Source organism: Anaeromassilibacillus sp. An250, assembly GCF_002159845.1.
In the GTDB taxonomy this organism is placed as follows: domain Bacteria; phylum Bacillota; class Clostridia; order Oscillospirales; family Acutalibacteraceae; genus Anaeromassilibacillus; species Anaeromassilibacillus stercoravium.
In genome coordinates this window covers 47860-60779 of record NZ_NFJK01000016.1, presented here as the reverse complement: position 1 = coordinate 60779, position 12920 = coordinate 47860, and the positions used below count along the sequence as shown (strand labels likewise).

Below are 12920 nucleotides of genomic sequence, written 5' to 3'. Positions count from 1 at the left end.
TCTGCGAGAGGGACACTTTTCGCGAAAATTCCCGCCTTCCTTTCAGAACCTCCGTACCATTCTTTTTCCTTTGAAGAACAAACGGTTTTTTTACTTTTTCTTTTGCCAAGGTTTTTTACCTACCCCCGGTAGAACCGGGGGTTTTGTCATGCTGAAAGCGATAAAAAAACCGGCGCGGCAGGTCTGCCCTGCTACGCCGGTTTGCTGTATCCATAAAGTTTATCGAAAAACGCTACTACCGCTTTTTATTTCTTCAAGACCTCTTTTACGACCTCCGCCACATGGTCTGCGCACAAGCCGAAATCCTTGAGCAGATCCACCGCCGGGCCGGAATAGCCAAAGCGGTCGTTTACACCGATCTTTGTCACCGGAACCGGGTTTTCACGGATTGCTTCGCACACTGCGTCGCCCAGGCCGCCAATGATGCTGTGCTCTTCCGCTGTTACAATGTGGCCGGTCTCCGCCGCCGCTTTGCGCAGCAGTTCTGCATCAATTGGCTTAATGGTGTGAATATTGATCACACGCGCGTCGATCCCCGCTTCTGCGAGCTGCTCCGCTGCCTTAAGGGATTCGCCCACCATCAGGCCCGTCGCCACAATGGTGATGTCCTTGCCGTCGCGCAGGGTTACACCCTTGCCCAGCTCAAACTGATAGCTTTCATCGTTGATCGTCTCAATGGCCAGGCGGCCCAAACGCACATAGACCGGGCCGTTATATGCAGCGATCGCCTTAACCGCGGCCTTCATCTCATAATAGTCAGCCGGATTCACCACTGTCATTCCCGGAATGGTGCGCATCAATGCGATATCTTCGCAGCATTGATGGGTCGCGCCGTCCTCACCGACGGAAATTCCAGCATGGGAACCGCCGATCTTGACATTCAAGTGCGGATAGCCGATCGAATTGCGCACCTGCTCATAGGCACGGCCCGTAGCAAACATGGCAAAAGAGCTGGCAAACGGGAGCATTCCGGCCGCAGCAAGCCCAGCGGCGACGCCCATCATGTTCCCCTCTGCGATCCCGCAGTCGAAGAAGCGCTCCGGGTGCGCCTTCTTAAACATACCGGATTTCGTGGCGGCCGCCAAGTCCGCGTCGAGCACCACCAAATTTGGGTATTCGTCCATGAGCTCAACCAGAGCTTCGCCGTAGCCGTCTCTGGTCGCCTTCTTGATTACATCCGCCATTTATTCCACCTCCAATGCCGCAAGCGCCTGCTTGAGGTCCTGCATCGCAACTTCATACTGCTCTTGGTTGGGGGCGGTGCCGTGCCAGCCCACCTGGTTTTCCATAAAGGAGACGCCTTTGCCCTTCACCGTCTTTGCGATGATGACACAGGGCTTGCCCTTCACTTCGCGTGCATGGGCAAACGCCTCTTCAATCGCATCGAAATCGTGGCCATCAATGATGACAGCGTCAAATCCAAATGCGCGGAACTTCTCGTCGATCGGGTACGGGCTGCAAACCTCATCCAGCGTGCCGTCGATCTGGAGGTCGTTGTTGTCCACAATCAGGCAGAGGTTGTCCAATTTTTTGTGGGACGCGAACATCGCAGCCTCCCACACTTGGCCCTCTTCGATTTCGCCGTCGCCCAGCATGGAATACACGCGATAATCCTTGCCCATGATCTTCGCCGCTAACGCCATGCCGCAGGCCGTAGATACGCCTTGGCCCAGGGAACCCGTGCTCATATCAATGCCGGGAGTGTCCAACATGTTGGGATGCCCCTGTAACATCGCACCAATATGGCGCAGCTTTTGCAGCTCTTCCATCGGGAAATACCCCTTGAGCGCCAATGTCGCATACAGTGCCGGGCAGCAATGCCCCTTTGAGAGCACAAAACGATCCCGGTCTTCGTCCGCCGGACGAGTGGGATCCACGCGCATCTCTTTAAAGTAGAGATAGGTCAGCACGTCTGCTGCGGAGAGAGAGCCGCCCGGATGTCCGGATTTTGCATGATAAACTCCCTCAATCGCGCCCATACGGATTTTACAGGCCGCAATTTGCAGGTCTTTCTTTTCTGCTGTATTCATAATGTCCTCCCTTGAAATGATATGAGAAACAACCGCCATTATTATAGCGCATCAACGCAGAAAATGCAATTTTCGCCGGGATATTTTTGCCTATTTGCGCCATGCGACGACTGTTCCAGCGCATCTTGATAAAATTTTGTTGGAAAATACCGGTTTACAAAACCGAGAAAGGCAGGCAACGCCCCCTTTTCCTACTCTTTCCTCTTTTAACTAACGGCAAACTGACTGTTGTACAGGTTGGCGTAAAAGCCGCCTTTGGCCAAAAGCGACTCGTGGGTACCCTGCTCCACAATATGGCCCTGGTTCATCACCAGGATCAAATCCGCACCCTTGATGGTAGAAAGGCGGTGTGCCACGATAAAGCTGGTCCGCCCGCGCATCATCTCTTCAAACGCTGTTTGGATCTTCCATTCCGTGCGGGTATCGATGCTGCTGGTGGCTTCATCGAGGATCAGCATGGGCGGGTCCACCAGCATAACCCGTGCAATGCACAGCAGCTGCCGCTGCCCCTGCGAGAGGTTGCCGCCATCTTCAGAAATCACGGTGTCATACCCCTGCGGGAGGCGCAGGATAAAGGAATGCGCGTGCGCTTTTTTGGCCGCCGCAACCACCTCTTCCAGACTTGCGTCCTCCCGGCCATACGCGATATTTTCCCGCACTGTGCCGGAGAAAAGCCAGCTCTCCTGAAGCACCATGCCGTACTGTTTACGCAGGCTGTTGCGTGTGACCGACTGAATATTGTGCCCGTCCACGGAGATCGATCCGCGGTCCGCATCATAAAACCGCATCAATAGGTTGATGATCGTCGTCTTGCCGCACCCAGTCGGGCCAACGATCGCAATCCGGCTTCCACTTTTTGCAGCAATGTTCATATCCTCGATCAGCTTACGCGCAGGATCGTAGGAGAAATACAGATGCTCGACCGCCACATCTCCTTTGCAGTGCTCCAGAACAGCCGCATCCGGGGCATCCGGCCGTTCAGATTCCTCGTCTAGGACGGCAAAGAGGCGCTCTGCAGAGGCGAATGCGGTCTGAATCTGGGTGAGCACCCCTGTCACCTCATTGAACGGCTTCGTGTACTGGTTTGCGTAGGTCAGAAAACTGGAGATTTGGCCGATCGTCAACGGCGCGGGCCAGCCTGTGATCGCGCAGACGGCACCAAAGGCCGCAACCGCGGTATATACCATATTGTTGACAAAACGTGTGCTGGGATTGCTCAAGGATGAATAAAACTGCGCTTTTACACCACAGTCGTACAGCCGCCCATTGATCTCTTTAAATCGCTCCTCTGCACGACCTTCATAGTGGAAGGTCTTGACGGTCTTCTGTCCTCCGATCATCTCCTCCACAAAGCCGGAAAGCTCTCCTTGGGTCGCCTGCTGCTCGACAAACTGCCGGTGGGTCAGCCGGGCGATAAAGGCCGCTACGAACAGTGAAAGCGGCGTGACCAAAACCACCACCACCGTAATCACCGGACTGATGGTCAACATAAACAGTAAAGTACCGACGATCGTCACAACACCGGTAAAAAGCTGGGTGATCCCCTGCAACAAGCCGTCAGACACCTGATCCACATCGTTGACAATGCGGCTGATCAGATCCCCGTGCGCGTGGCCGTCGATGTATTTCAGCGGCAGTGTATTGATCTTCTCATACGTCTGGATGCGCAGATCGCGCACCGTCTTATAGCTGACGCGGTTGGTGCAATAGGTCATCAGCCATTGGAAGGCCGCGCTGACCACAATCGTGCCCGCCAAAGTGATTAGGACAGGGACCATGGCAGCAAAATCCACCTGGTCCGGGCCGATCACATAGTCGATGGCCCGTCCAACCAAGATGGGACCATAGAGCGTCAAGGACACATTGATGATGGCGCTGACCAACGCCAAAAGCAGGAATCCCGCGTGAGGCTTCGCATAGCGCAGCAGACGCTTCAAGACAGATTTATTGATCCCGGACTTTTTCATTAGCGCGCCGCCTCCTCTCTGCTCAACTGGGAAAGGCAGATTTCCCGGTAGACCTCACAGCTCTCCATAAGCTCTTCGTGCGTCCCCAGGCCCGCCATAGTGCCGTCGTCCAGCACAAGGATGCGGTCTGCAGCTTTCACCGTGCTCACGCGCTGGGAGACCATTAAAACCGTCATCCCCTGCGTCTCCGCTTTCAGCGCGCGCCGCAGGGCTGCGTCCGTTGCAAAGTCCAGCGCGCTGGCACTATCGTCCAAAATGAGGATTTCCGGCTTCCCCGCGAGCGCGCGGGCGATGGTCAGACGCTGCTTTTGGCCACCAGAGAAATTCTTTCCGCCCTGGCTCACTGGGCTCTCCAACCCAAGCGGCAGACGGTCAACGAAATCTTTCGCTTGTGCGATTCGCAGGGCGTTTTCCAGCTCCTGTTGGGTCGCATGGGCGTTTCCCCAGCGCAGATTGCTCGCAATCGTGCCGGAAAAGAGCTCCGCGAGCTGTGGAACCATTCCCACTTTCTCGCGAAGCTGTGAAAAGGGATATTCCTTTACATTGATTCCTTCCACGGAAACAGAACCCTCAGTGACGTCGTAAAACCGCGGAATCAAGCTGACCAGCGTCGATTTTCCGGAACCAGTGCCACCGATGATCCCGATCGTTTCCCCTTTTCTTATAGTAAAGTCTAAATCCTTTACAGCGTATTTTTCTCCATGCTCTCCCCCGTCTCCACTATAGGAGAAACTCACATGCGAAAAAGCGATTTCCGGCGCGCCCTGCTTGGGCGAAACCGGCCCATTCGCCGGTTCCGGGACGGATGTTTCCGTCTCAAGCACCTCGTTGACGCGGCCCGCAGAGGCAGCCGCCTTGGTAAAGGTGACCACCAAATTCGCTACAACAATCAGCGCCAGCAATGTCTGCGACATGTAGTTGACAAAGGCGATGACTTCGCCCTGTGTCATCCCACCGGAGGTCACGCGCATTCCGCCGAACCAAACGATCGCGATCACGGCAAAGTTCATAATCAGGTATGTGAGCGGGTTCAAAAGCGCGGAGAGCTTTCCCACCCGGATGGCGGTGTCCGTCTGGTCGTTGGCAGCTGTGCGGAATCGCGCCTCCTCATGGTCCTGCTTCGAAAACGCGCGGATGACGCGCGCGCCGCTCAACCCTTCGCGGGAAATCAGCGAAATACGGTCAAGCTTTTTCTGCATGACTTTGAAATACGGCACCGACCGGCTCATGACCAAATAAAGCACCAACCCGATGAGCGGTGTCGCCACCAAAAAGACAATAGCAAGTGGAAGATCGATCAACATTGCCATCACTACGGCGCCGAGCGCCAAAAATGGCGCGCGGATCACCAGGCGGATTAACATTGCCACCGCATATTGAAGCTGGTTGACGTCGTTTGTAATGCGGGTGATCAGCGACGGCGTGCCGAAGCGGTCGATCTCCTTATGGGAAAATGTGTTGATATGGCGATACATCTCATTTCGCAGGACCGTTCCAAACCCCTGCGAAGCAATGGAGGCCATTTTCTGACAGACCAGCGCACAGCACAGGCCAACAACGCCCAACAGGAGCATCACGCCGCCCATGCGCCAGACATAGCCGACGTCCCCGGTGCGTACACCGTTGTCGATGATATCCGCTGTCACAATTGGTACAATCAGTTCAAAGACGGCTTCCGTCAATTTGAAGATAGGGCCCAGGATGACCTGCAGCCGGTAATTCTTCAGGAAGCGTGCGAGTTTTCGCATGAGACCAAATCCTTTTCTTTAACATATCCTCTATTTTACCTCCATTGGACAGAAATAGCAATTTATTTTGCTGGCTACTTCCAAAAAACGAATTTCTTCTGTGGTATTCTTTCACTGACATAAAAAGACAAAAAAGCAGAAATTTCTTTGTATGATTTGTCCCTTGTTTTCTATAAATAATCTGTTAAAATTTATATATAAGAAATAAGTCGATAATATTCACTGTAAAACTGAATATGTAGACGATGGAGGTGCAAATGTCTCGCCTTTCCCAGCGGGCAGATAGAACGATCGATTATCTGCGTCAAGGAAGGCATTTGTATCTATTTCTAGGTTCTACACAATGGAGGAATTGCTATGAAAAAGAGAAATATGTCTTGGGTTGCGCTTTTGTTGTCCTTTGTCTTGTTCTTCGCCCCATTTCCAACGTCCTTTGCCGCGGTGGAGCCTTATGTGGAAAGCGACACCACCATGGACTTCACAAAGGCACAGGGTGATTACTATTGGTTCAAATTCACTGTCCACGGCTCGCATGCAGACCCGCAGATCGCCGCAGGAAACGGGACTGTCCTCAAGACGGGAAATTGCAAGAAGCTGAAAAATGCCGAAGGCGAGGATGAATACCGCTTCCAGGTATGGGCAATCGGAAAACCAGGCGAGGCATCTGCCATCTACACTACACTCCCAGGGCAAGAACCCGTCAAGCACTGTGTCATCACCGTAGGCGATCCGTTACCATCCACAAGCAACCGGCAAACTGCCACAGAAACCTCTTCCACAAAGCAGGGGCGGACCATCTATGTGACTCGGACTGGGAAAAAGTATCACTATAACAACCACTGCAACGGCGGCACTTACTACGAATCGACCCTGGAGCAAGCGTTGGCCCGCGGCTTGGGTCCCTGCAAAAAATGCGTTGGATGACCTCCTCCCTTTTTTGATACACAAAGAAGCCCTCCGGTTTTGCGAGACCGGAGGGCTTCTTGTCTTTTGCCACCGTGCGGGATCGTTAACTCTGCAACCCCTTCAGAACCGTTTTCCGTTCCAGATGGACGGCCAGCGCAGCGAACCCTACTCCGACGGCCAGGTAGACGGCTTTTGCAATCCATCCGGCGGCCGGTAAGGCAAACGCGGGATCCAATTGCTCCAATGTCAGCGGATATTCGGAGAAAAAGGTTGCTCCAAAGAGATCCCACTCCAACGGCAATGGCAGTAAGTTGGCCGCCAGTGCCACAGGCGCCAGCACAAGAAGCAGCGCCGGATGGAGTCGTCCCGCCATCATGCCGATCCCCAATACCAGAGCCAGCGCCGGCAGCAGGGAGATCAAAGCAGGAAGGAGCAAATCGTTTAAGGAAACGGCTGGGCCGAAAAGCACAAGCAAAAATATGGTTCCAAGCGTATACACACCGAAAGCCAACAGCAACCAGGCCGTTACAGCAGCCCCGCATTTCACCAAAAGATAGCTTCCCGCATCCACGGGGGTCGCCGCCGTCAAAATGTTCACCCGGCGGGCCTCCTTGGAGAATACGTTCCACAGAAAGAAGAGCAATGCCACGGATAAAAGAGGCAGCTCCTGCGCCAGGTAATATCCAAAACTCCATGCGGAAAACGGCGCCGTATGCGCTACGCCTTGGATGACTTCCCCGTTCAGCGTCTGCCAGCCAAAAAAGAGACAGACCACCAGCAGGCCCAGAAAAAACTTGTTGCATACGGCCCGCCGCAGTTCATACCGAAAGATCTTACGCAAGGTCCAAATCCTCCTCTGTCAGAGCGCAAGCGCTCAGAAAATCTTGATATGTGAGATACGGGTATGTGGGGTCAAGCTCACGGGTGAAAAGTTTGGCGAGGATCGCATCCATCTCTTCCTCTCCTCCAACGAGCTGCTCTGCCTTCAGGATCTTCAGCGGCATCTCGCAGTAGCGCCGCACACCCGAAAGGCTGTTCACAATATCTGCACGGTACTGTTCCGGCAACCGCTCCAGATACTCTGGATGGCGGACATAAAAATTTTGATAATAATCGTCCACCTGCTTTTGCCAAACATCCACATAGTTCTGTTTCGCATAGGCCTCGCCGTATTGCTCCTTCATCATCCGGTAAGTGGTGTAGACGGTCAACCCTTCCGCAGACCAGACATCTGTATAAGATTCCGAGGCAAACATGTTTCCAAGCCCCCACCACTGGTGGACAATCTCGTGGGCCAACACTTCACTTCCCCCAGCGCCTTTGAGAGGATCCTTCAACCCCTGTTCGTTGAAGCTTTCCTCACCCATCACACTTGCACCAGCCGCGGCATAGCCGCCGCCGACATTGCAGATCTCGATCAATTTCATGGTGCCATCCCCATAAAATGAGAGCGGGCCGTAGTGTTCCGTGCAATAGTCAAACACTCGTTTCAAAACGCTGTCTACATTGCATTCCCGCATCACGCGCTCGTGTTTCGCGCTGTAATAAAACGCAACGTCGATTCCCGCGGCGTCAATGTGGTGTGATATGTAGTCCCCGGCATAGAGGATGACGCTTTGCCCGCTGTCAGTCAGCTTCCAGTGGACGGTGCCGTCCGGATTTTCGCCGGCCTGTTCGACCGTTCCCTCGGCAAAGAGCACCGGGGTCATGCCCTTTGGCAGGTCGATCTCCGCTGTGTAGGGCGGCGGCTCCTGGGTCTCCCAGACGAAATCCTTTGGTAAAGGAGCAAAATTCTGGTTTGCCAGGTAGAGGTAGTCGCGGCTGATCTCCAAGCTCCCCTGGCTGAGTTCCTGAAGGTTCCACTCCTGCGGGAACCCACCGTAGGCAACCTCCAACTCGATCTCCTCCTCCGCGGGCAAATCGACCTCCACCGTCTTGGTGTTTTGATCGTCGTCGTTGCAATCCCGGAAGGCCACCGAAGTCTGGTTCGCTGTGACCGATGAAACCCTGTAACCCGGGTTCACATATAAGGAAATCGTCTGCGGTTTCCCGCTGGTGTTATGCAGGGAATAGAGCGCCGTGCCGTAAAAGCGGCCTGTGGAGAGATTGGGCCTTGCCTCCACATGGATCGCGTCAAAAAACACATACTCGTTATAGGCGATATTGTAGTAGGCATCCATGTCGATCTCCGCCTTGCTATGGTCCAAGAACGGCTGATAGGTATAGACGACATAGCCGGAAAGCAGACATACCACAACCAACAATGGTAGATACACCTTGCGGACGTTCCTTGCAGCCGATCCAAAAAGTCCTTTTCCATACCGCCGGACGCAGAGGAAGGAAACAGCGCAGAGCCCGCACAGAAGCAGCAGCCAGAACAGCCGGTTGTACAGTACGGACTGTAAAAGCCGGGTGTTCCCGAAATCATCGGACATTGAATAGACCGGCGGGTTGATCCAGCGGAGCAGCCAGCTTTCGCTCCAAGCGGTCATACTGAGCAGAGCGAACGCGGCAAACAGCACCAATGTGAGATCCAGCCGCCGGGAAATCTGGTACGCCGACGCCGTAAAGAGGATCGCAAAGAGAGTGGACGGCAACATGAAGGAGAGGTATACCGCCACATAAAGCCATCCCCGGAAGACCGATCCGGTCTGTAGCATCGTGAACGGCATCCAAGCAATCAGGGTCACCGCCTGGGCCGTCAGCGCAGCGAGAGACAGCGCACCGATCCGGCAAAATCCCATGCAAAGCGGCGAAAGCATCGCATCGGTTAGAAGATCGACGCGGGAGCGGTGGCTGCGGCTGCATTCCAGCGCGGTTAACAGGGCGAATATGACAGCGCTACCGATCCCACCGGCTAACGCTGGATTCCCCAGGTATGCCCCTGTCAGGGAGACGGAGTATGCAGCTTCAGAAGAGGAGGCCAACGGCCTATAAAGCCAAAGGCCAGCCGCCGGGGACAATCCCGTGACCGCAATTGCCAACCAGGTCAACCGGTTTCGGAACAGCCGCCCAATTTCCACCCGGAAGAGGGACCAAGCTTTCATTGCAGCTCCCCCTCCCCGGTAATCCAATACAGATATGCGTCCTCCAGGGAGGGCTCAACCGGCTCGGCAAAAGGCGGCAATTCCGCCGCTACGCCCCGGCAAGCCACCCCTCTGGCTGTATTGACACGCGAGGTGATCTGTAAATGGCTGTCCGCCCGGCTCTCCTCACTCTCCAAAAATACCCCCACGTGTCCTTGCGCTGAAGCAATGAGCGCTTCCGGCGTCCCGGTGAAAAGAATCCTCCCGCGGTCAATGACGATCAGCTGGTTGCACACCGATTGGACATCCTCGATGATGTGGGTGGATAAGAGGACAATTTTGTCCTGTGCCGTCCGGGAGAAAAAGTTGCGAAAGTGAATGCGCTCTTCCGGATCCAGTCCCACCGTGGGCTCGTCCAGGATCAGGAATTCCGGCTCTCCCAAAAGGGCCTGTGCGATTCCAACCCGCTGGCGTTGTCCTCCGGAGAGCGTCCGGATGCGCGCCTTGCGCTTTTCCACAAGGTTTGCCGCTTCCATGGCCCTATCGATGGCAGCGCGGCTGTCCCGGATTCCCTTCAATGCCGCCATATAATCGAGAAACTGCCAAACCGTCAGTTCTTCGTACAGCCCAAAGGATTGAGGGAGGTAGCCCAGACGCGCCTTCAGCGCCTTTTCGCAGGCTTGCAGGGGTGTCCCATCCACGGAAATGGTGCCGCTGGACGGCAGCAGTCCAGCCACCAGGAGCTTCATCAGCGTGGACTTTCCCGCGCCGTTTGGTCCCAGCAGGCCGATCAGATTGGGGCTTTCCAGCGTAAGATCCACATCCCGGAGGGCTTGTTTCCCTGTAGGATATGTCATGTTTAGTTGTTCAATAGCAATCCGCATGAATGGTTCCATCCTTTCCAAAATTGGGATGCCTCTATCATACGGAATCCATTTGGAGCCGCTGTGCAGTTTTTTTGTAGTTTTTATGGAGAAACAGACCCATTTTGAGATGATATGCCCCTAGCTCCATTTTGCAGGAAGTCCCGCTATTTTTTACAACATTTTCTATGAGGCCTCTTATCTTTTCATAGATATCTTCTATAGCATACTTTTCAAAAGTTTTGGGAATACAGCAATTCAAACAGGGGATATTGTTCCAATCCATGTTGGAACTCCATATAGCCCTGTACGACATTAGGAAAAGAATCCTCCATTCTTACACTTTTGTAAGCTGGCCGCCCAAGACGGGAAAAGTGTGGTACAATCGGAGGGGATTACAAAACGGGAGGGCTCGCTGTGAATCGATTGTTTCTTTTGGAAGACGATGACAGCCTGATCGATGGGCTACAATATGTATTGACAAAAAATGGGTACGAAGTGGAAGTCGCCAGATCAGTGGCACAAGCGTGGCTTCTCCTGGCGGAACGTCCACCATATGACCTTCTTCTGTTGGACGTGACCCTACCGGACGGAACAGGCTTCTCTGTGTGCGAACAGGTGCGCCGGACGGGCAGCGCCGTGCCAATCCTATTTTTGACCGCAGCCGATGAGGAAACCAGCGTCATCCGCGGCTTGGACTGCGGTGGGGACGACTACTTGACAAAACCATTCAAACTTGGAGAATTATGTTCGCGTATTCGTGCCCTATTGCGACGCGCAGGAATGCCGCGACAGGAAGAAGCCCTATGCAGCGGCCCCCTCCGGATCGACCTATTGGGCAGCAAGGCAACGCTGGATGGCCATCCCCTGGAACTGACTGGAATGGAATACCGGCTACTTTGCGTCCTGGTGCGCAACGCCAACCGTATTGTCACCCGCGGCGCTCTACTGGATATGCTCTGGGACGGAAACGGAAACTTCGTGGACGACAATACCCTCTCGGTGTATATGCGGCGGCTGCGCGGAAAGGTCGAGCAGGACCCCTCCCGTCCAGAGCACTTGTTGACTATCCGCGGCTTTGGATACCAGTGGAAGGAGGCGGGCGAATGAACTTTTTACAAGAATCTGTTTTGCGCCGGTATTTCGCATTCTTACTCCTATTTTTAGCGTTGCTAACCGGATTCGGAATACTGTATGGGACGAACTGCATACAGGCCGAAAAAAATCTGCTGCTTGCGCATGACCGCGCATTTGTCTCATCCCTCCTAGAGGAAGACATCCCTCCGGAGACGATTCTCCGCGCGCTCAAACAAGCAAAGGAAACCGAACGGGGCGCCGCTTTGCTGCGGCAGAGCGGCTGGACGGAACGGACCTCCGCCCTTTTTTTGCCCCAAGTCCGGCAGGCGGCTGCCGTATCCATGGGGACCGCTGTGGGAGGGGTTCTTTTGCTGGCTCTGTTTCTGATGGGTGGCTCTCTCTTCTTTCTGACGCGGTTGGACCGCCTCTACCGGCGGGCGGGCGAGGCCGTGGAACGATTCTCCGGAGGCGATTTCACTCGCCGCCTGCCGCGCGGCCGAACCGGATCGTTCTCCCATCTGCTCGCCGCAGTGGACGAACTGGCCGTGGCACTGCAATCCAAAAGCGAGGCAGAGCGCAAAGCCAAGGAATTTCTCAAGGACGCGCTCTCGGACATCTCCCACCAACTTAAAACGCCTCTGGCAGCACTGGCAATGTACAATGAAATCATCCTGGAAGAGCCGGAAAACCGTACTACCGTTCAGGAATTTTCTCAAAAGGCAGCGCAAGCCCTCTCCCGAATGGAAGGGCTGATCGGCACTCTATTAAAGGTAATGCGCTTGGACGCGGGCAGCGTCCCCTTTGAAAGGGGGATTTACACGATGCAGGAGCTGGTGCTCCGATCAACAGAAGAACTCACAACACGTGCGCAGCGGGAGGGGAAACACATCTGCTTCGACGGCCCGCCGGAGGAACGGATCTTCTGCGACTTAGCCTGGACGAGCGAAGCGGTCGGCAATCTGGTAAAAAACGCGCTGGACCATACAGAGATGGGCGGCGAGGTTTGTCTATCATGGCAGCGTTCGCCCTTGACGCTCCGCCTGTCTGTGGAGGACAATGGGTCTGGCATCCCACCGGAAGAGCTCCCGCACATTTTTAAGCGTTTTTACCGCGGCAAATCTTCCCAGACAAAGCAAGGAGTGGGGCTGGGCCTGCCGTTAGCCAAGTCCATTGTAGAGGGACAGGACGGCGTTCTGACGGTTCAGAGCACACCCGGACGCGGAACAATCTTCACGCTCTCCTTCCTTACCAAAACGTAAGATACCATTCACCGGAACGTAAGGTGCAGACCGTATGATGGAAG

General features: G+C 54.6%; 10 protein-coding genes. 3 read left to right on the top strand and 7 right to left on the bottom strand.

Annotated features, from left to right (window positions below; all coding sequences use genetic code 11):
- Positions 1-245 precede the first annotated feature (245 nt).
- The 4 genes from B5F54_RS13290 to B5F54_RS13275 all read right to left on the bottom strand — a co-directional run bounded on the left by B5F54_RS13290 (position 246) and on the right by B5F54_RS13275 (position 5745).
- Positions 246-1184, bottom strand: a complete 939-nt coding sequence (locus B5F54_RS13290; RefSeq protein ID WP_087234739.1) for a transketolase family protein — start codon at positions 1182-1184, stop codon at positions 246-248.
- Positions 1185-2069 (bottom strand): transketolase, encoded by an 885-nt coding sequence (locus tag B5F54_RS13285; RefSeq protein WP_087234738.1) that lies wholly within the window; start codon positions 2067-2069, stop codon positions 1185-1187.
- A 167-nt stretch (positions 2070-2236) separates the two neighbouring features.
- Entirely contained in the window at positions 2237-3997 is a 1761-nt protein-coding gene (locus B5F54_RS13280; protein WP_172749739.1) for an ABC transporter ATP-binding protein, read from the bottom strand.
- Entirely contained in the window at positions 3997-5745 is a 1749-nt protein-coding gene (locus tag B5F54_RS13275; RefSeq protein WP_087234737.1) for an ABC transporter ATP-binding protein, read from the bottom strand. Before B5F54_RS13275 ends, B5F54_RS13280 begins: the two co-directional genes overlap by 1 nt.
- A 357-nt stretch (positions 5746-6102) precedes the next feature.
- On the opposite strand from B5F54_RS13275, the gene B5F54_RS13270 reads away from it, so the two are divergent.
- Positions 6103-6669, top strand: coding sequence for a hypothetical protein (locus B5F54_RS13270; protein ID WP_087234736.1), 567 nt, complete (start codon positions 6103-6105; stop codon positions 6667-6669).
- Between the two features lie 85 nt (positions 6670-6754).
- On the opposite strand, the gene B5F54_RS13265 is transcribed toward B5F54_RS13270, so the two are convergent.
- The 3 genes from B5F54_RS13265 to B5F54_RS13255 are packed head-to-tail and all read right to left on the bottom strand — an operon-like array spanning position 6755 to position 10561.
- Positions 6755-7492 carry a hypothetical protein gene (locus B5F54_RS13265; RefSeq protein WP_087234735.1) on the bottom strand — a complete coding sequence of 246 codons (738 nt, stop codon included), beginning with the start codon at positions 7490-7492 and terminating at the stop codon, positions 6755-6757.
- The gene (locus B5F54_RS13260) at positions 7485-9698 is read right to left on the bottom strand and encodes a M1 family aminopeptidase (protein ID WP_087234734.1); all 2214 of its coding nucleotides are present in this window, start codon (positions 9696-9698) and stop codon (positions 7485-7487) included. Before B5F54_RS13260 ends, B5F54_RS13265 begins: the two co-directional genes overlap by 8 nt.
- Positions 9695-10561, bottom strand: a complete 867-nt coding sequence (locus tag B5F54_RS13255; protein ID WP_087234733.1) for an ABC transporter ATP-binding protein — start codon at positions 10559-10561, stop codon at positions 9695-9697. The genes B5F54_RS13260 and B5F54_RS13255 overlap by 4 nt, the downstream gene beginning before the upstream one ends.
- A gap of 396 nt (positions 10562-10957) precedes the next feature.
- Between B5F54_RS13255 and B5F54_RS13245 the strand changes: the two genes are divergently transcribed.
- A complete protein-coding gene (locus B5F54_RS13245) occupies positions 10958-11650 on the top strand; it encodes a response regulator transcription factor (RefSeq protein WP_087234731.1) in 693 nt (230 codons plus the stop codon).
- A complete protein-coding gene (locus B5F54_RS13240) occupies positions 11647-12876 on the top strand; it encodes a sensor histidine kinase (protein ID WP_087234730.1) in 1230 nt (409 codons plus the stop codon). The genes B5F54_RS13245 and B5F54_RS13240 overlap by 4 nt, the downstream gene beginning before the upstream one ends.
- Positions 12877-12920 lie beyond the last annotated feature (44 nt).

What these genes read in the sequence shown, in the direction of transcription:
- B5F54_RS13240 (WP_087234730.1), top strand. Translation starts at nt 11,647, where the DNA reads ATGAACTTTTTACAAGAATCTGTTTTGCGCCGGTATTTCGCATTCTTA.
- B5F54_RS13260 (WP_087234734.1), bottom strand. Translation starts at nt 9,698, where the DNA reads ATGAAAGCTTGGTCCCTCTTCCGGGTGGAAATTGGGCGGCTGTTCCGA.
- B5F54_RS13290 (WP_087234739.1), bottom strand. Translation starts at nt 1,184, where the DNA reads ATGGCGGATGTAATCAAGAAGGCGACCAGAGACGGCTACGGCGAAGCT.
- B5F54_RS13255 (WP_087234733.1), bottom strand. Translation starts at nt 10,561, where the DNA reads ATGCGGATTGCTATTGAACAACTAAACATGACATATCCTACAGGGAAA.
- B5F54_RS13275 (WP_087234737.1), bottom strand. Translation starts at nt 5,745, where the DNA reads ATGCGAAAACTCGCACGCTTCCTGAAGAATTACCGGCTGCAGGTCATC.
- B5F54_RS13280 (WP_172749739.1), bottom strand. Translation starts at nt 3,997, where the DNA reads ATGAAAAAGTCCGGGATCAATAAATCTGTCTTGAAGCGTCTGCTGCGC.
- B5F54_RS13285 (WP_087234738.1), bottom strand. Translation starts at nt 2,069, where the DNA reads ATGGCGGTTGTTTCTCATATCATTTCAAGGGAGGACATTATGAATACA.
- B5F54_RS13270 (WP_087234736.1), top strand. Translation starts at nt 6,103, where the DNA reads ATGAAAAAGAGAAATATGTCTTGGGTTGCGCTTTTGTTGTCCTTTGTC.